General features: G+C 55.4%; 15 protein-coding genes. 8 read left to right on the top strand and 7 right to left on the bottom strand.

Annotated elements, in window-relative coordinates:
- Positions 1–63 precede the first annotated feature (63 nt).
- From modF to gpmA, 6 genes are all read left to right on the top strand, one after another.
- On the top strand, positions 64–1,536 hold the full coding sequence (gene modF / locus OGX84_RS18920; protein WP_112002195.1) for a molybdate ABC transporter ATP-binding protein ModF: 1,473 nt from the start codon (positions 64–66) through the stop codon (positions 1,534–1,536).
- A 218-nt stretch (positions 1,537–1,754) separates the two neighbouring features.
- Positions 1,755–2,771, top strand: coding sequence for a UDP-glucose 4-epimerase GalE (galE, locus tag OGX84_RS18915; protein ID WP_112002194.1), 1,017 nt, complete (start codon positions 1,755–1,757; stop codon positions 2,769–2,771).
- A gap of 9 nt (positions 2,772–2,780) precedes the next feature.
- Entirely contained in the window at positions 2,781–3,827 is a 1,047-nt protein-coding gene (galT, locus tag OGX84_RS18910; RefSeq protein WP_112002193.1) for a galactose-1-phosphate uridylyltransferase, read from the top strand.
- Positions 3,828–3,830: 3 nt separating this feature from the next.
- A complete protein-coding gene (gene galK, locus OGX84_RS18905) occupies positions 3,831–4,979 on the top strand; it encodes a galactokinase (RefSeq protein ID WP_047458033.1) in 1,149 nt (382 codons plus the stop codon).
- Positions 4,973–6,013 carry a galactose-1-epimerase gene (gene galM / locus OGX84_RS18900; RefSeq protein WP_060815868.1) on the top strand — a complete coding sequence of 347 codons (1,041 nt, stop codon included), beginning with the start codon at positions 4,973–4,975 and terminating at the stop codon, positions 6,011–6,013. Before galK ends, galM begins: the two co-directional genes overlap by 7 nt.
- Before the next feature lie 221 nt (positions 6,014–6,234).
- On the top strand, positions 6,235–6,987 hold the full coding sequence (gene gpmA, locus OGX84_RS18895; protein WP_112002192.1) for a 2,3-diphosphoglycerate-dependent phosphoglycerate mutase: 753 nt from the start codon (positions 6,235–6,237) through the stop codon (positions 6,985–6,987).
- 102 nt (positions 6,988–7,089) lie between these two features.
- Here the strand turns inward: gpmA and OGX84_RS18890 are convergent, their stop codons facing one another.
- From OGX84_RS18890 to aroG, 5 genes are all read right to left on the bottom strand, one after another.
- Complete coding sequence (locus OGX84_RS18890; protein WP_112002191.1) at positions 7,090–7,866, bottom strand: ABC transporter ATP-binding protein; 777 nt, start codon at positions 7,864–7,866, stop codon at positions 7,090–7,092.
- Positions 7,863–8,945: a FecCD family ABC transporter permease gene (locus OGX84_RS18885; RefSeq protein WP_052194398.1), complete on the bottom strand. Its 1,083-nt coding sequence runs from the start codon at positions 8,943–8,945 to the stop codon at positions 7,863–7,865. The genes OGX84_RS18890 and OGX84_RS18885 overlap by 4 nt, the downstream gene beginning before the upstream one ends.
- Positions 8,942–9,928, bottom strand: coding sequence for an ABC transporter substrate-binding protein (locus OGX84_RS18880; protein WP_275166429.1), 987 nt, complete (start codon positions 9,926–9,928; stop codon positions 8,942–8,944). The genes OGX84_RS18885 and OGX84_RS18880 overlap by 4 nt, the downstream gene beginning before the upstream one ends.
- An 11-nt stretch (positions 9,929–9,939) precedes the next feature.
- Entirely contained in the window at positions 9,940–12,108 is a 2,169-nt protein-coding gene (locus tag OGX84_RS18875) for a TonB-dependent receptor (protein ID WP_112002189.1), read from the bottom strand.
- A gap of 183 nt (positions 12,109–12,291) precedes the next feature.
- Positions 12,292–13,344 carry a 3-deoxy-7-phosphoheptulonate synthase AroG gene (gene aroG / locus OGX84_RS18870; protein WP_012133235.1) on the bottom strand — a complete coding sequence of 351 codons (1,053 nt, stop codon included), beginning with the start codon at positions 13,342–13,344 and terminating at the stop codon, positions 12,292–12,294.
- Positions 13,345–13,659: 315 nt separating this feature from the next.
- On the opposite strand from aroG, the gene OGX84_RS18865 reads away from it, so the two are divergent.
- Positions 13,660–14,034 carry a YbgS-like family protein gene (locus OGX84_RS18865; RefSeq protein ID WP_112002188.1) on the top strand — a complete coding sequence of 125 codons (375 nt, stop codon included), beginning with the start codon at positions 13,660–13,662 and terminating at the stop codon, positions 14,032–14,034.
- Positions 14,035–14,146: 112 nt separating this feature from the next.
- Positions 14,147–15,088: a CDF family zinc transporter ZitB gene (gene zitB, locus OGX84_RS18860; RefSeq protein WP_047458052.1), complete on the top strand. Its 942-nt coding sequence runs from the start codon at positions 14,147–14,149 to the stop codon at positions 15,086–15,088.
- Here the strand turns inward: zitB and pnuC are convergent.
- Positions 15,085–15,804, bottom strand: coding sequence for a nicotinamide riboside transporter PnuC (gene pnuC / locus OGX84_RS18855; RefSeq protein ID WP_047458055.1), 720 nt, complete (start codon positions 15,802–15,804; stop codon positions 15,085–15,087). The two genes, zitB and pnuC, sit on opposite strands and share 4 nt — an antisense overlap.
- 24 nt (positions 15,805–15,828) lie before the next feature.
- The gene (gene nadA, locus OGX84_RS18850) at positions 15,829–16,872 is read right to left on the bottom strand and encodes a quinolinate synthase NadA (protein ID WP_024130522.1); all 1,044 of its coding nucleotides are present in this window, start codon (positions 16,870–16,872) and stop codon (positions 15,829–15,831) included.
- Positions 16,873–17,251: the final 379 nt, after the last annotated feature.

The following is a 17,251-nucleotide window of genomic DNA, read 5'->3' as shown; positions in this document are numbered from 1 at the left end:
ATTGACATCTGTTCTTTGAACACGTATCCCTGTCATTCATCGCTGCAAAAAATGGGATACAAAATGTCATCATTGCATATTTCGCAAGGTACGTTTCGCCTGAGCGACACAAAAACGCTTCAGTTAAGTGCGCTGACGTTGCAGGCGGGGGAGAGCTGGGCTTTTGTCGGCACCAATGGAAGCGGGAAATCGGCGCTGGCCCGCGCGCTGGCGGGAGAACTGACGCTACTGAAAGGCGAGCGCCAGTCTCAGTTCGCGCGCGTCACCCGCCTCTCATTCGAACAGTTGCAAAAACTGGTCAGCGATGAATGGCAGCGCAATAACACCGACCTGCTCAGCCCTGGCGAAGACGACACCGGACGAACTACGGCAGAAATCATTCAGGATGAGGTGAGCGATCCCGCCCGCTGTGCTGAACTGGCGCAGCAGTTTGGCATTTCTTCTCTGCTCGACAGACGTTTTAAATACCTTTCTACGGGCGAAACGCGCAAAACGCTGCTTTGTCAGGCGCTGATGTCAGAACCGGATTTATTAATCCTCGATGAGCCATTTGACGGGCTGGATGTCGCCTCCCGCCAGCAACTGGCGAATCTTCTCGCCACGCTGCACCAGTCGGGCTACACGCTGGTGCTGGTGTTAAATCGCTTCGATGAGATCCCCGAATTCGTTCAGTATGCGGGAGTCCTTGCCGACTGCACGTTAACGGAAACGGGGGAAAAAGCGGATTTGCTCCAGCGAGCGCTGATTGCCCAACTCGCGCATAGCGAACGACTGGAAGGCGTAAAGTTGCCCGAGCCGGATGAACCTTCTGCCCGTCACGCCCTGCCGAACGGCGCGGCGCGCATTATTCTCAACGATGGCGTCGTCTCCTATAACGACCGCCCTATCCTTAAGCATCTGAGCTGGCAGGTGAATCCTGGTGAACACTGGCAGATTGTCGGGCCTAACGGCGCGGGAAAATCCACCCTGCTAAGTTTAATCACCGGCGACCATCCGCAGGGATACAGCAACGACCTGACGCTGTTTGGCCGCCGTCGCGGGAGTGGTGAAACAATCTGGGATATCAAAAAACATATCGGCTATGTCAGCAGCAGCCTGCATCTGGATTACCGCGTCAGCACCACGGTGCGTAATGTCATTCTCTCCGGTTACTTTGACTCGATTGGCATCTACCAGGCGGTTTCCGACAGGCAGCACAAGCTGGCGCAGCAATGGCTGGATATTCTGGGAATGGACAAACGCACTGCGGATGCGCCTTTCCACAGCCTGTCCTGGGGGCAACAACGGCTGGCGCTGATCGCCCGTGCGCTGGTCAAACACCCTACGCTGCTGATTCTTGATGAGCCATTACAAGGCCTGGACCCGCTGAATCGTCAACTCGTTCGCCGCTTTGTCGATGTACTGATTAGCGAGGGAGAAACGCAGTTGCTGTTTGTCTCCCATCACGCGGAAGACGCCCCAGGCTGCATTACCCATCGGCTGGAGTTTGTACCGGAAGGCGAGAGTTACCGCTATCAACAGACGACGCTGCGTTAGCGGTTCATTGGGGGCGTGCGACCACGCCCCTTTTTTCACTGCTTTTTCAGATAAAAGGCGCAATCATTCTTAAAGCATATGATTTATCATTAAATAACAGGCGTCGGCGGGTGAAAAAACCGAAGTGTAAACGATTCCACTAATATATTCCATGTCACACTTTTCGCATCTTTGTTATGCTATGGTTATTCCATACCATAGGCTTAACGGAGCGAATTATGAGAGTACTGGTCACCGGTGGTAGCGGTTACATTGGAAGTCATACTTGTGTACAGTTACTGAAAAACGGTCACGATGTCATCATCCTTGATAACCTCTGCAACAGTAAGCGCAGCGTACTGCCTGTTATCAAGCGATTAAGTGGTAAGCACCCAACTTTCGTTGAAGGCGATATTCGTAACGAAGCGCTGATGACTGAAATTCTGCATGACCACGCGATTGACGCCGTCATTCACTTTGCCGGTCTGAAAGCCGTGGGCGAATCCGTCGCCAAACCGCTGGAATACTATGACAACAACGTCAACGGTACGCTGCGTTTAATCAGCGCCATGCGCGCCGCCAATGTCAAAAACTTCATCTTCAGCTCCTCCGCCACCGTCTACGGCGATCAGCCCAAAATTCCTTATGTCGAAAGTTTCCCGACCGGCACGCCGCAGAGCCCATATGGCAAAAGTAAACTGATGGTCGAACAGATCCTGACCGACCTGCAAAAAGCGCAGCCGGACTGGAGCATCGCCCTGCTGCGCTACTTCAACCCGGTCGGCGCGCATCCGTCAGGTGATATGGGCGAAGATCCGCAAGGCATTCCTAACAACCTGATGCCGTACATCGCCCAGGTCGCCGTTGGCCGTCGCGAATCACTCGCGGTCTTTGGCAACGACTACCCTACCGAAGACGGCACCGGCGTGCGTGATTACATCCATGTGATGGATCTTGCCGACGGCCACGTAACCGCGATGGAAAAACTGGCTGGCAAACAAGGCGTGCATATTTACAACCTTGGCGCCGGTGTTGGCAACAGCGTGCTGGATGTGGTTAACGCTTTCAGCAAAGCCTGCGGTAAACCCGTTGCTTATCATTTTGCCCCACGCCGTGAAGGCGACCTTCCGGCCTACTGGGCGGACGCCAGCAAAGCCGACCGCGAACTGGACTGGCGCGTAACCCGCACACTTGACGAAATGGCACAGGACACCTGGCGTTGGCAGTCACGCCATCCGCAGGGATATCCAGACTAAGGACATGTCATGACGCAATTTAATCCTGTCGATCATCCACATCGCCGTTTTAACCCGCTAACCGGACAGTGGATTCTGGTTTCACCGCATCGCGCAAAGCGCCCCTGGCAGGGGGCGCAGGAAACGCCATCTCAGCAGGCGCTTCCCGCCCATGACCCGAACTGCTTCCTGTGCGCGGGCAATACGCGGGTAACCGGAGATAAAAACCCGGATTACACCGGCACCTATGTCTTTACAAATGACTTTGCCGCGCTGATGTCTGACACCCCGGACGCGCCGGACAGCCATGACCCGTTGATGCGTTGCCAGAGCGCCCGCGGCACCAGCCGCGTGATCTGCTTTTCTCCCGATCACAGCAAGACGCTGCCGGAACTGAGCCTCCCCGCGCTGACGGACATCATCAAAACCTGGCAAGAACAGACTGCCGATCTGGGAAAAACCTACCCCTGGGTGCAGGTTTTTGAGAATAAAGGCGCGGCGATGGGCTGCTCCAACCCGCATCCGCACGGCCAGATTTGGGCCAACAGCTTCCTGCCGAACGAAGCCGAGCGTGAAGATCGTTTGCAAAAAGCCTACTTCGCCGAGCAGCACTCCCCAATGCTGGTGGATTATGTGCAGCGCGAACTGGCGGACGGCAGCCGTACGGTGGTTGAAACCGAGCACTGGCTGGCGGTCGTGCCTTACTGGGCGGCCTGGCCGTTTGAAACGCTGCTGCTGCCCAAAGCGCATGTGCTGCGCATTACCGATTTGACCGACGATCAGCGCGACTCCCTGGCGCTGGCGCTGAAAAAGCTGACCAGTCGTTATGACAACCTGTTCCAGTGCTCCTTCCCCTACTCCATGGGCTGGCACGGCGCACCGTTTAACGGTGAAGAGAACGGGCACTGGCAGCTGCACGCGCACTTTTATCCACCGCTGCTGCGTTCCGCGACCGTCCGTAAATTTATGGTCGGTTATGAAATGCTGGCGGAGACCCAGCGCGATCTGACGGCAGAACAAGCGGCGGAGCGTCTGCGCGCGGTCAGCGACATTCATTTTCGCGAATCAGGAGTTTAAATAATGAGTCTGAAAGAGAAAACACAATCTCTGTTTGCAGAAATTTTCGGCTACCCTGCTACCCACACCATTCAGGCGCCTGGTCGCGTCAATCTGATCGGCGAGCACACCGATTACAACGACGGCTTTGTGCTGCCTTGCGCTATCGACTACCAGACGGTGATTAGCTGCGCCACGCGTGACGATCGCAAAGTGCGCGTGATTGCGGCTGACTACGACAACCAGGTTGATGAATTCTCCCTTGATGCGCCGATCGTTACCCACGACAGCCAGCAGTGGTCAAACTACGTGCGCGGCGTGGTGAAGCATCTGCAAAAACGAAATAACGCATTTGGCGGCGCGGATCTGGTTATCAGCGGCAATGTGCCGCAGGGCGCGGGACTCAGTTCTTCTGCGTCGCTGGAAGTCGCGGTCGGCACCGTATTCCAGCAGTTGTACCACCTGCCGCTGGATGGCGCGCAAATCGCGCTCAACGGCCAGGAAGCGGAGAATCAGTTCGTCGGCTGCAACTGCGGCATTATGGATCAGCTGATCTCCGCGCTGGGTAAAAAAGATCATGCCCTGCTGATTGACTGCCGCACGCTGGGTACGAAAGCGGTTTCCATGCCGGAAGGCGTGGCGGTGGTGATCATCAACAGTAACTTTAAACGTACGCTTGTGGGCAGCGAGTACAATACCCGCCGCGAGCAGTGTGAAACGGGCGCGCGTTTCTTCCAGCAACCGGCGTTGCGCGATGTCAGCCTTGCGGCGTTCAACGCGGTGGCCAGCGAGCTGGATCCGATTGTCGCCAAACGTGTTCGCCACGTACTGACCGAAAACGCCCGTACCGTTGAAGCCGCCAGCGCGCTGGAGAAAGGCGACCTGAAACGCATGGGTGAATTGATGGCGGAATCTCACGCCTCAATGCGCGATGACTTCGAAATCACCGTCCCGCAGATCGACACGCTGGTCGAAATTGTGAAAGCGACCATCGGCGATAAAGGCGGCGTACGCATGACCGGCGGCGGCTTCGGCGGCTGCGTCGTCGCGTTGATCCCGGAAGCGCTGGTTCCTGCCGTACAGCAGGCCGTGGCCACGCAGTATGAAGCGAAAACCGGAATCAAAGAAACGTTTTACGTATGCAAACCCTCACAAGGAGCCGGACAGTGCTAAACGAAACGCCCGCACTGGCGCCCGATGGTCAGCCGTACCGCCTGCTCACCCTGCGCAACGATGCAGGGATGGTGGTCACGCTGATGGACTGGGGCGCCACACTACTTTCCGCCCGTATCCCGCTAACCGATGGCAGCGTCCGTGAAGCGTTGCTGGGGTGCGCCAGCCCGGAATATTACCAGGATCAGGCCGCCTTTCTTGGCGCATCAATTGGCCGCTACGCCAATCGCATTGCCAACAGCCGTTACACCTGGGCGGGTGAAACCGTCAGTCTGCTGCCGAGCCAGGGTGAAAACCAACTGCACGGCGGGCCGGACGGCTTTGACAAACGTCGCTGGCAGATAGTCAACCAGAACGATCGTCAGGTGCTGTTCGCACTGACGTCTGACGATGGCGATCAGGGCTTCCCCGGCCATCTCTGCGCCACCGCGCAGTATCGTCTCACCAACGATAATCGAATCTCCATTACCTATCGAGCGACGGTAGATAAGCCCTGCCCGGTGAACCTGACCAACCACGTTTACTTTAACCTGGACGGCGAGCAGTCAGACGTACGCCAGCACAAGCTACAGATTCTGGCTGATACGTACCTGCCGGTTGATGAAAGCGGTATTCCACGCGACGGGCTGAAATCCGTTGCCGGAACCTCGTTCGACTTCCGCAGCGCAAAAACCATCGCCAGCGCGTTTCTTGCCGATGACGATCAGCGCAAGGTAAAAGGTTACGATCACGCCTTTTTATTGCAGACCAAAGGCGATGCCAGCCAGCCAGCCGCGCACCTGTGGTCGCAGGATGAGAAATTGCAGATGAAGGTTTATACCTCCGCTCCGGCGCTGCAATTCTATTCCGGCAACTATCTGGGCGGCACGCCGTCGCGCGGGCCTGAACCTTATGCCGACTGGCAAGGCCTGGCGCTGGAAAGCGAATTTCTGCCAGACAGCCCGAACCACCCGGAATGGCCGCAACCTGACTGCGTGTTGCATCCCGGCGACGAGTACGCCAGCCTGACGGAATATCAGTTTATTCCGGCCTGACGATGAGCCATAACAGGCCCGATGGCGCCAGCTATCGGGCCTGTGGCGCGTCGCTTTGCTCAAATCCCCACCACTCAAAGACAAAATCGCAACTCTGGGTTCACAAGAACCTTACACTGCGTCACTATTTTCGCTATGGTTATGCGTAAGCGTTGCCGCTGACCTGTCACGGCAATATAATGAGAATTATTATCATTCAATAAAGCTTGAGGAGTGAGAGTATGGCTGTAACTAAGCTGGTTCTGGTACGTCACGGCGAAAGTCAGTGGAACAACGAAAACCGTTTCACCGGTTGGTACGATGTTGACCTGTCCGAGAAAGGCGTGGGTGAAGCAAAAGCGGCAGGTAAACTGCTGAAAGAGGAAGGCTATAGCTTCGATTTTGCTTATACCTCCGTGCTGAAACGTGCCATCCACACGCTGTGGAACGTCCTGGACGAACTGGATCAGGTCTGGCTGCCGGTTGAGAAATCCTGGAAGCTGAACGAACGTCACTACGGCGCACTACAGGGTCTGAACAAAGCGGAAACCGCTGAAAAATACGGTGATGAGCAGGTTAAACAGTGGCGTCGCGGTTTTGCCGTGACCCCGCCGGAGCTGACCAAAGATGACGAGCGTTATCCGGGCCACGATCCGCGTTATGCGCAACTGACCGAGAAAGAGCTACCGCTGACTGAAAGCCTCGCGCTGACTATCGATCGCGTGATCCCTTACTGGAACGAAACCATTCTGCCGCGCATGAAAAGCGGTGAGCGCATCATCATCGCCGCTCACGGTAACTCTCTGCGTGCGCTGGTGAAATACCTGGATAACATGAGCGAAGAAGAGATTCTCGAACTGAACATCCCGACCGGTGTACCGCTGGTGTACGAGTTCGACGAAAACTTCAAACCGATCAAACATTACTATCTGGGTAACGCTGACGAGATCGCGGCAAAAGCAGCGGCCGTAGCGAACCAGGGTAAAGCGAAGTAATCTGATTTTCCTGATGGCGCTTCGCTTATCGGGCCTACGGGTTGGCAATATGCGTCCTGTAGGCCGGATAAGGCGTAAGCCGCCATCCGGCAATACATGTACTTAAACCCCGATAACCCCGTCGAGCACCACCTGCGCCCTGCCCTGTGAACAACGTTCCACACGACCCCGAACGTTATACACTTCCGCCAGGCTTTCTGCGGTAATAACCGCTTCCGGCGCGCCGCTGGCCACCAGTTTGCCCTCCTTCAGCATCAGCACATGTTCGCTGTGACGTAGCGCGATATTAATATCATGCACCACCACAACCGTCACCATATTGCGCGCCCGCGTTTCCCGCACGATCAGATCCATAACGTGAAACTGATAGTTCAGATCCAGCGCGCTAAGCGGCTCGTCCAGCAACAAAAGTTCCGGGTAGCGAATCAGCGACTGCGCCAGCCCCACCAGTTGCCGCTGGCCGCCGGAAAGCTGGTCAAGATAGTGCAGCGCCAGATGCGCAATGCCGAGTTGATCCAGGATTGCCAGCACCTGCGAGTGGCTGTTCGCGCCATCCCGCCCGCCGGACGCCCGCTGCGCCACGATAATTGACTCCAGCACATGCAGATGTACGCCCTGCGGCAGCGACTGAGGTAAAAACACCACCTTTTCCGCACGCCGGGCAAACGGCAGCGACATCAGGTTCTCACCGTCCAGCATGACCTCGCCACGGGCTTTATTCAGCCCGGCCAGCGCGCGTAATAACGTTGATTTCCCGCAGCCGTTCGGCCCCAGCAGAACGGTAATTTTACCGCGCGGCAGCTCAGGCACGCTGAGATCGTGAATAACCGGATGTTTCGGATAACCGGCGCTTATTCCCTTGAGGATCAACCCGCTCATGACATGCTCCCCCGGTGGCGCAAAATAATGCTCAGGAAGAATGGCACACCCACCAGCGACGTTACGATGCCTACCGGGATGATCACCCCAGGAACAATATTCTTCGACGCGATCGAGGCCAGCGACAGCACCAGCCCCCCCGTCAACACGCTGCCCGGCAGATAGAACCGGTGATCTTCACCAAACAGCATTCGCGCAATGTGCGGCGCGACCAGACCGATAAAACCGATTGGCCCGACAAACGCCACCGACAGCGCCGATAGCAGGCTGATGCGCAGCAGCGATGACAGGCGCAGGCGCCGCACGTCAATGCCAAAACTCATCGCCCGATCTTCCCCCAACCGTAGCGCCGTCAATTGCCAGGCGCTACGCATCGACCACGGCAGCACAATGGCAAACACCAACGCCAGCACGCCGAGCTTTTCCCACGACGCGCGCGCCAGGCTGCCCATCGTCCAGAACACCAGCCCCTGTAGCGTGTCCTCATCGGCAACAAACTGCATCATCGACACCAGCGCATTAAAGGTAAACACCAGCGCGATACCGAACAGCACCACGCCAGAGGTCGCCACGCGCGTCCAGCGAGTAATCCCGTCCAGCAGCAGGGCGGACAGCAGCGCAAAAGCAAAGGCATTCGCGGGAATAAACCAGGCGGCAGGAACGCCGGGAATGCCGATACCCAACACGATCGCCAGCGCAGCGCCAAAGGCCGCTGCGGAAGAAACGCCCAGCGTGAACGGACTCGCCAGCGGGTTGTTCAGGATCGTCTGCATTTCGGCACCCGCCAGCCCCAAAGCCATTCCCACCAGTAACGCCATCAGCGCATAGGGTAAACGGATATCCCAGACGATAACGCGCGTCCCCGCATTAACGCTTGCCGGGTGCAGCAGCGTTTGCCAGAGCTCGCCGAGCGACAGACCAGACGGGCCAAGCGTAGAGTCCAGCACCAGCGAGGCGACTATCGCCGCAATAATCAGCAGCGCCAGCATCAACCGCTTGCGTACCACAAGACGGTAGCGATCGTCGATCGACGGAGCATTAGCGGATAGCGACATAACGTTCCTTACCTGTAGAGTCATTTCGGCGGATTGAGCACATCGCTAATCTGCGCGTCGCTGAGTGTAATGCCAAAGAAGTCCTGGTAAAAGCGGCGGGTCTCCTTGCGCATATCCACATCGGCAAAGCGCTGCGGGTAGAGCATTTTTGCCAGCCAGAGGAATTGTAACGCCTCTTCGCTGGTCTCCCGACACCACCAGAACATCCCTTTCGGGTTCACATACACGCGATGATGAATCACGGCGTCCACCTGCGCCCACTGGGGAGAAGTCAGGATGGCATCCGCATCCCGCTTATTCATGGCGACAATCACCGCCGGATTTGCCGCGACAATCTGCTCAAGAGCGACTTCCCCCATCCGGTTTTGCTTGTGGCTAAACCAGCGCTCGGCGACGTTTTTTGCACCGGCCAGATCCATCCAGTCCTGATTAAGCGACGGCCTGCCGGAAGTGGTCAGCGGATTGCCCATGCTGTGATAGAGGGTCATTCGCTGATCTTCAGGAAGATCGCTTAAGCGCACCTTTACCCGCGCCACATTGCGGTCAAAATACTGCTGATACCGCTGCGCTTTATCCTGCGCATCCGGCCCCAGCACCTCCGCTGTTTTATGCACCCGGGCGGTCAGCGCCTGCATGGAGTTCGCCTCAAACGCCAGTACGCGCACTCCCGCCTGTTGGAGCAGCGACGCCCTCGGCACCGTCATCGATTTCGGCACAAACAGCAGTTGCGTACCGAGCGAGATGATCTGCTCCGGGTCCAGTTCGTGACCGCTGTTGACGCTGACAACGGCGACATTCTCAATACGCGGCAGACTCTGGCGAAAAAGCGGAATCGTCTTTGCAATCATCGACGTGCCAACAATATTATCGCCATACCCCAGCATGGTGATGATGGTGTTTTGCGCCGGCCACGGTGAAGCGATGCGCACATCGCTGTGCGGCTGCGCGGCAAACAGGCTCCCCGCCACCAGCCAGGCCAGCGCGGGAAAAATGCGGGTTAGCGTCATGACTCCATCCTTTAAAAATCAAACGTGACGGAGGCGCGAACTTCACGCCCGCTGCCGATAAAGGCGCTGGGTGAACCGTTATCGCCATCGGTGCCTGACGGGAAGATTGATGCCCAGTAGTGCTTATCGAACACGTTGTTAACCACCACGCGGAAGGTGGTCGGCACGCTGCTGATTTTCGTGGTGTAGCGGGTGCCCAGGTCCCAGGTGGTGTAGCTGCTGGCCCATGCGGTGTTGGTATCGTTGGCGGCACGCTTGCCGGTATAGTGAACGTTAGCGCTGTATACCCATTCCGGCATCGACGGTAAGCTGTACTCCGCCAGCATGTTCGCCTGCACTTTCGGTACGCCTACCACCCGTTTATCGCTGGTGGTATCGCTCACCGTATCTTTCAGTTTCGGATCGAGGAGCGTCACGCCGCTGTAGATATTCAGCCCTTGCCAGACATTACCGGAGGCCGTCAGCTCCAGACCGTTATTGACCTGGTTCCCCTGTTCCTTATAGACATTGTCGCCGGGATCGACATAGGCAAATGGACGCTCAAGACGGAACAGCGCCGCCCCCAGATTCATCCCGGAGACATCGGCTTTTAGCCCCATCTCATATTGTTTGCTGCGATACGGGTCGAGGGTTTGCCCGGCATTTTTCACGTCGCTATTGGTTGGCGCCGTCCCGCCCTGTTCCAGCGACTCCGCATAGCTGACGTAGGCCATCACATTCGGGGTGATTTTATACATCAACGCCGCATTCGGGCTTAAACCGTTCTCATCAATCTGGCCGGTTTTATGACCGCTTTTATTGTAGTTCTGCGACTGAATCCAGCTCTGGCTCAAGTAGAACATCGCCGACCATTTCGGCGTGAAAGTCACGGTATCCCCAAGGGTAATGCTCTGTTGCGTGTTGACGCTGGATTTATAACGATCCCCACCGGTTATGATTTTGCCATCGCCCTTTTCGTACATCTCAGAGGGGTGATACATATTGGTGGTGTCCCAGCTATAAGACGGCCCCGTCCCTTTCGCACTGTACAGCGACCAGACATAACCGGTGGTTGAGAGCGCAATATCATGCCCGACAGAACCGGTATCAACATGACCGTTAAGCGTGGCGGTATTGCTCAGTACGCGAAAACGTCCTGCGGCAGTAGAGTCTTTCAGCGAACGGCTGATATCGCCCTGGTTATTGATAATTTTGCTGGATACGTTACGCATCGCGCGATCCGCCTGCTGCCAGCCAACGCCCGCCGTTACGGACCAGTCATCATTGAGATAATGAATAAGACGCGTGCTCACCGTGTCGGTTGTCAGATCGTTCCCGGCCGTGCTGAGCGCCAGATTTTTATCTTTGGGATCGGGTGCGGAAGGTAATTTAATGTTCGGGCCATAGCTGAAGCTTCCCGGATAGCCTTTTTGAATAAACTCATAGTGGCTGGCATCCAGCTGTAATTGCGTTCCTGGCTGAATATTCCAGTCCAGCGCCACGGAAAGCAACTTACGGCGCAGCGTACTGTCATCCAGATTCCCTTCACCTTCCTGATTCAGCACATTCACGCGATAGCCAAAACGGTTGTCATCATCAATGTGTCCGCCCAAATCAACATGCCCGGTGAAGGCGCTCCGGCTTTGATAACCCAGAGTGACTTTGCGCAGCGTCTCTTCCGTTGGGCGTTTGGCGACAAAATTAAACTGCCCGGCCGGACTTGCCGGGCCGTACAGCGCGCCGGTCAGGCTGTTGAGCACATCCAGGCGTTCCAGCATCTCAACGGGGAAAGCGGTGGTTGAGACGATGTTCAACCCATCCAGGCGGCTGTTGGCAACCACGCTGCCCTGCATCCCCCGGCTCTGCGGTCTGCCGACATCCATGCCGCCGCGCGCCTGCATTTGTGTGCTGGGCGAGTATTTCAGCAGTTCGCTCACGCTTTGCGCCTGCTGGTTCTCAATCATCTCTTTGGTGACGGTCGTGGTCGAATACGGTGTATCAACCCAGGCTTTATTGCCCAGCGGCCCGACATCGATATCATTGGTTTTGAATCCAGCGCCGGAAGCGGCATGCGTGGTATCGGCAGAAGGCTGGCTGGTGACGATAATTTCATCTTCAGAGGTGTTTGCCGCATGTGCGCTGTGCGGCGCCAGGGAAATGAGAAGAGGCAACAGCGTTGCCAGTTGAGTGGGCTTATTCATTTGTATTATCAATCGTTATGTAAAAATTTATATTACGACCGATATAAGTGTAAAAAGTTGATCACGATCACATCAAAACTTTTAAACAAAGAACTAACTCTTTTGGATTACAAACAGTTAGTAGAAAAAAACCGGCCTGATTTGCCGGTTTTTCAATTGCGCAACGTGCGTTGGCAGGAGGAATTATCCGCGACGGGCTTTCACCGCATTCGACAACTGACGCAGCAGCGCATCCGTATCTTCCCAGCCGATGCAGGCGTCGGTAACGCTCTTACCGTAGGTCAGCGGTTCGCCGCTTTCCAGGCTCTGATTACCTTCCACCAGATGGCTTTCCACCATCACGCCAATGATCGCGTTTTCGCCACGCGCAATCTGCTGGCAAACATCCGCACAAACGTCCATCTGCTTTTTAAACTGTTTGGAGGAGTTCGCATGGCTGAAATCGATCATAACCTGCGGCGCAAGCCCCGCTTTAGCAAGACCTTCTTTTACTTCTGCCACATGTTGCGCGCTGTAGTTTGGCTCTTTGCCTCCACGCAGAATAATGTGGCAGTCGCCGTTGCCGCTGGTATTCACAATGGCGGAGTGCCCCCACTTAGTGACGGAGAGGAAGCAGTGAGGCGCACCGGCGGCATTGATGGCGTCAATCGCCACTTTAATGGTGCCGTCAGTGCCATTTTTAAAGCCGACCGGGCAGGAAAGACCGGAGGCCAGCTCGCGGTGTACCTGAGACTCCGTGGTACGTGCGCCAATCGCGCCCCAGCTCATCAGATCCGCCAGATATTGCGGGGTGATCATATCAAGGAACTCACCCGCAGCAGGTAATCCGCTGTCGTTAATGTCGAGCAATAGCTTGCGGGCAATACGCAGGCCATCGTTAATCTGGAAGCTGTTATCCATATGCGGATCGTTGATCAGCCCTTTCCAGCCCACCGTGGTGCGCGGTTTTTCAAAATAGACGCGCATGACAATTTCAAGCTCGCCTTTTAGCTCTTCACGCAGCGTCATTAAACGAGCGGCATACTCTTTGGCGGCAACCGGATCATGAATTGAGCACGGCCCAATCACCACCAGCAGGCGATCGTCATTCCCTTTCAGGATTTTATGAATCGCTTTGCGGGCATGGGCAACGGTGTTTGCTGCATTCTCTGTAGCGGGAAATTTTTCAAGGAGTGCGACTGGCGGTAATAACTCGTTGATCTCTTTAATACGTAAATCGTCGTTCTGATAATTCATGATTATTCCAGTGTTGCCATACTTATCTAATTAAATGCAATCCCTTCAATCTATCTCTTTGGCTAAAAAGTGTAAACTGACTTTTACACTTCGAACGGACTAATCCTGGAATTAGGAAAAAAAACGCCAGAAAGTAGCGAAAAACGAGATCTAACCTACAATTTTTAACTGTAAACACTCTTTTTGTGAGTTTTTTCAAGATTCTCTGCTGAGCTAAATCGCCAGTGCGGGATCTTTAACCCCTCTCTGAGATTTTACTGGCACATGCACTGTTGGAAGAGTTATCCGACATATCGACCATAACAGGAGCATCTTATGAAAATGACAAAACTGGCCACACTTTTTCTTACTGCCATACTCAGCCTTGCCAGTGGCGCAGCGTTGGCCGCTGACGCGAATACGCAGTCCAACAACGGACAGGCAAACTCTTCGGCGGATGCCGGACAGATCGCCCCTGACGCCCGCGAAAACGTCGCGCCAAACAATGTAGACAACAGTCAGATTAATTCCGGCGGCACCATGCTTCACCCGGATGGCTCATCAATGACCCACGACGGCATGACCTCCGATGAAGTGCATAAAAACACCATGTGTAAGGACGGCCGCTGCCCGGACGTGAATAAGAAAGTGGAGACCGGCGACGGCATCAACAACGACGTTGATACTAAAACCGATGGCACCACGCAGTAAGCCTGAAAAAAGGCCAGGTAACGGGAGAGCTGATGCTCTCCTTTTTATTTTGTCAGCCCAAAACTTGTATGATGTCATACAGTAATAATGAAAATAACAAAGGGATGACACGATGGCACATTCACACTCTCATACTGCTTCGCATCTGCCGGAAGATAAGAACGCGCGTCGGTTGCTGTTCGCATTTTGTGTCACCGCCGGATTTATGCTGGTTGAAGTGGTGGGCGGCATTCTTTCAGGATCGCTGGCGCTGCTGGCCGATGCCGGGCATATGCTTACCGATGCCGCAGCCCTGTTGTTCGCTCTGATGGCCGTACAGTTTTCCCGTCGTCCTCCAACCATTCGCCACACTTTCGGCTGGCTGAGACTGACAACGCTGGCCGCGTTTGTTAACGCCATCGCATTAGTGGTAATTACCCTTTTAATCGTCTGGGAAGCCATTCAGCGCTTCTATACGCCACGCCCTGTCGCAGGCGGCATGATGATGACTATCGCAGTGGCGGGTTTGCTCGCCAACGTGTTCGCGTTCTGGCTCCTGCACCGGGGGAATGAAGAAAAAAACCTCAATGTGCGTGCCGCCGCGCTGCATGTGATGGGGGATTTACTGGGATCGGTCGGCGCCATTTTTGCCGCACTGATTATCATCTGGACAGGCTGGACGCCAGCGGACCCGATTCTCTCGATCCTGGTTTCCATACTGGTGTTACGCAGCGCCTGGCGTCTGTTAAAAGACAGCGTAAATGAATTACTGGAAGGCGCGCCGGTTTCGCTGGATATCGCGGCGTTGCGTCGCCATCTCAGCCGGGATATTCCCGAAGTACGCAATGTGCATCACGTCCATGTCTGGATGATAGGAGAAAAACCCGTGATGACGCTGCATGTGCAGGTGATCCCGCCGCACGATCATGACGCGTTGCTGGCGCGCATCCAGCATTTCCTGATTCACCATTACCAGATTGAGCACGCCACCATTCAGATGGAATATCAGCCGTGCAACGGGCCGGACTGCCACCTGAATCAGGGACTATCCGGCCATTCGCATCATCACCACTAACTGGAAAGCGCGTGTGAGCCTCGTTCGCGCGCGCTGTTGATCCACATCCGGCTGCCATTCAGAGCGATGAAGGTCAGGATCAGATACTCCAGCGACATCGCATAGACGCCTTGCAGTGCGAAGATCACCACGCTTATCACGTTGATAATCACCCACAGCAGCCAGTTTTCGACATACTTGCGCGTCATCAGGATCATCGCCACAATCGACAGCACCATCATGCAGGAGTCCCAGAACGGGAAGGCATCAGGCTGCAATTCCGGCACGGCGACCGACAATCCCAGCGCCTGCATCAGGTTGACGGCGACGCGAGTCAGGAAAGCAAATACCGGATCGATATACGCGGTCATCAGACCTATCGCCACCACGCATACCGCCAGCCAGGCCAGCGCTTTTGGCAGCGGCAGCCAGCGAATTTTCAATTCAATCTCATGCTGGCTTGTTTTGCGGGACCAGGCATACCAGCCGTAAATATTGGCGGCAAAGAAAAATACCTGAAGCAACAGGCTGGCGTAGAGTTGGATCTGAAAAAAGATGATCGCGAATAGCGTCACGTTAATCAGGCCGAAAAAATAGTTGCTGATCTTTTCCAGGCTGGCAAGCCCGATACACAGCAACCCCGCAACGGTGCCGACAGCTTCAATCCATGACAGGTCGTAACCGCCAGCGCCAATTGGAATATGAACCAGAATGTTCTGTGTGCTAAAAAAATCCATCTTTCCCCCAGAGCGTTTTATGTTTTACGCTCGTAGTGTAGCCGCAAATTCCAGCATACGGTTGAGCGGCAGCAGCGCCCCTTCTCGCAACGCCTGGTCAACGTGAATCTCATGGGCCTGCCCGCCCTGCTCTAACCCCTCAGCAATTGCCTTAAGGCCGTTCATCGCCATCCACGGACAATGCGCGCAGCTACGGCAGGTCGCCCCTTCTCCGGCTGTCGGCGCTTCAAGCAACTCTTTATCAGGCACCGCCTGCTGCATTTTATAGAAAATGCCCCGGTCGGTCGCCACAATAAGCTGCTTATGCGGCAGCGTGCGGGCGGCATTAATCAGCTGGCTGGTAGACCCGACGGCATCCGCCATATCGACAATCGATTGTGGCGACTCAGGATGCACCAGCACGGCGGCATCCGGGTACAAACCTTTCATCCGGGTCAACGCCTGGGTTTTAAATTCATCATGAACGATACAGGCCCCCTGCCAGCAGAGCACATCCGCGCCGGTCTGCTTTTGCACGTAATGTCCCAGGTGGCGATCCGGCGCCCAGATAATTTTCTCGCCCAGACTGTCCAGATGTTCAATCAGTTCAACGGCGATACTGGAGGTAACAACCCAGTCAGCGCGGGCTTTGACGGCAGCAGACGTGTTGGCGTAAACCACTACCGTGCGATCCGGGTGGGCGTCGCAAAACGCGCTAAATTCGTCAATCGGACAGCCCAGATCCAGCGAGCATTCCGCCTGTAGAGTCGGCATCAGGATGGTTTTTTCCGGGCTGAGAATTTTGGCCGTCTCGCCCATAAAACGGACGCCAGCGACCAGCAACGTGGAGGCAGGATGTTTCGCGCCAAATCGCGCCATCTCCAGCGAGTCGGAAATGCATCCTCCGGTTTCTTCAGCCAATTGCTGGATTTCGGGATCGGTGTAATAGTGCGCCACCATGACGGCATCGCGCGCTTTCAGCAGACGTTTGATTTTCTCGCGGTAGAATTGCTTTTCATCCACGCTTAGCGGGGTCGGTTTCGGCGGAAACGGATAGATTGCGGCTTCCGGGTCAAACATTACGCTCATCATGCTTTCTCGTTTTACTGGCTTAACGAAATAACCGATATAAAGCGTAACCCACGCCACAATCGGTTAAATTTGTTTTATATGCTAAACAAGATAGCCGATTGGTTGGCAAAAGTCACAACAATTGCGCTTGATAATGCCGGATGGCGGCGCAAGCGCCTTATCCGGCCTACGGGTCGCCGACTGACGTCTTATCCGACCTGAACGAGTGTATCGCTGTAGGCCTGATAAGCGCAGCGCCATCAGGCACAAATTCTGCGCATAGCAAAAAGGCGCCTTTAGGGCGCCTTTTTACATTGGTGGGTCGTGCAGGATGACTCGGCTTCGCCTCGCCCTTCGGGCCGTTGCTGACGCAACGTTATCCTTCACGTTTAACACC

Origin of the sequence: Citrobacter sp. CK202 (assembly GCF_030333225.1) — a bacterium.
GTDB lineage: Bacteria > Pseudomonadota > Gammaproteobacteria > Enterobacterales > Enterobacteriaceae > Citrobacter_B > Citrobacter_B koseri.
Note: the sequence above shows the minus strand (reverse complement) of the source record. Positions and strands in the feature narration are given on the sequence as shown.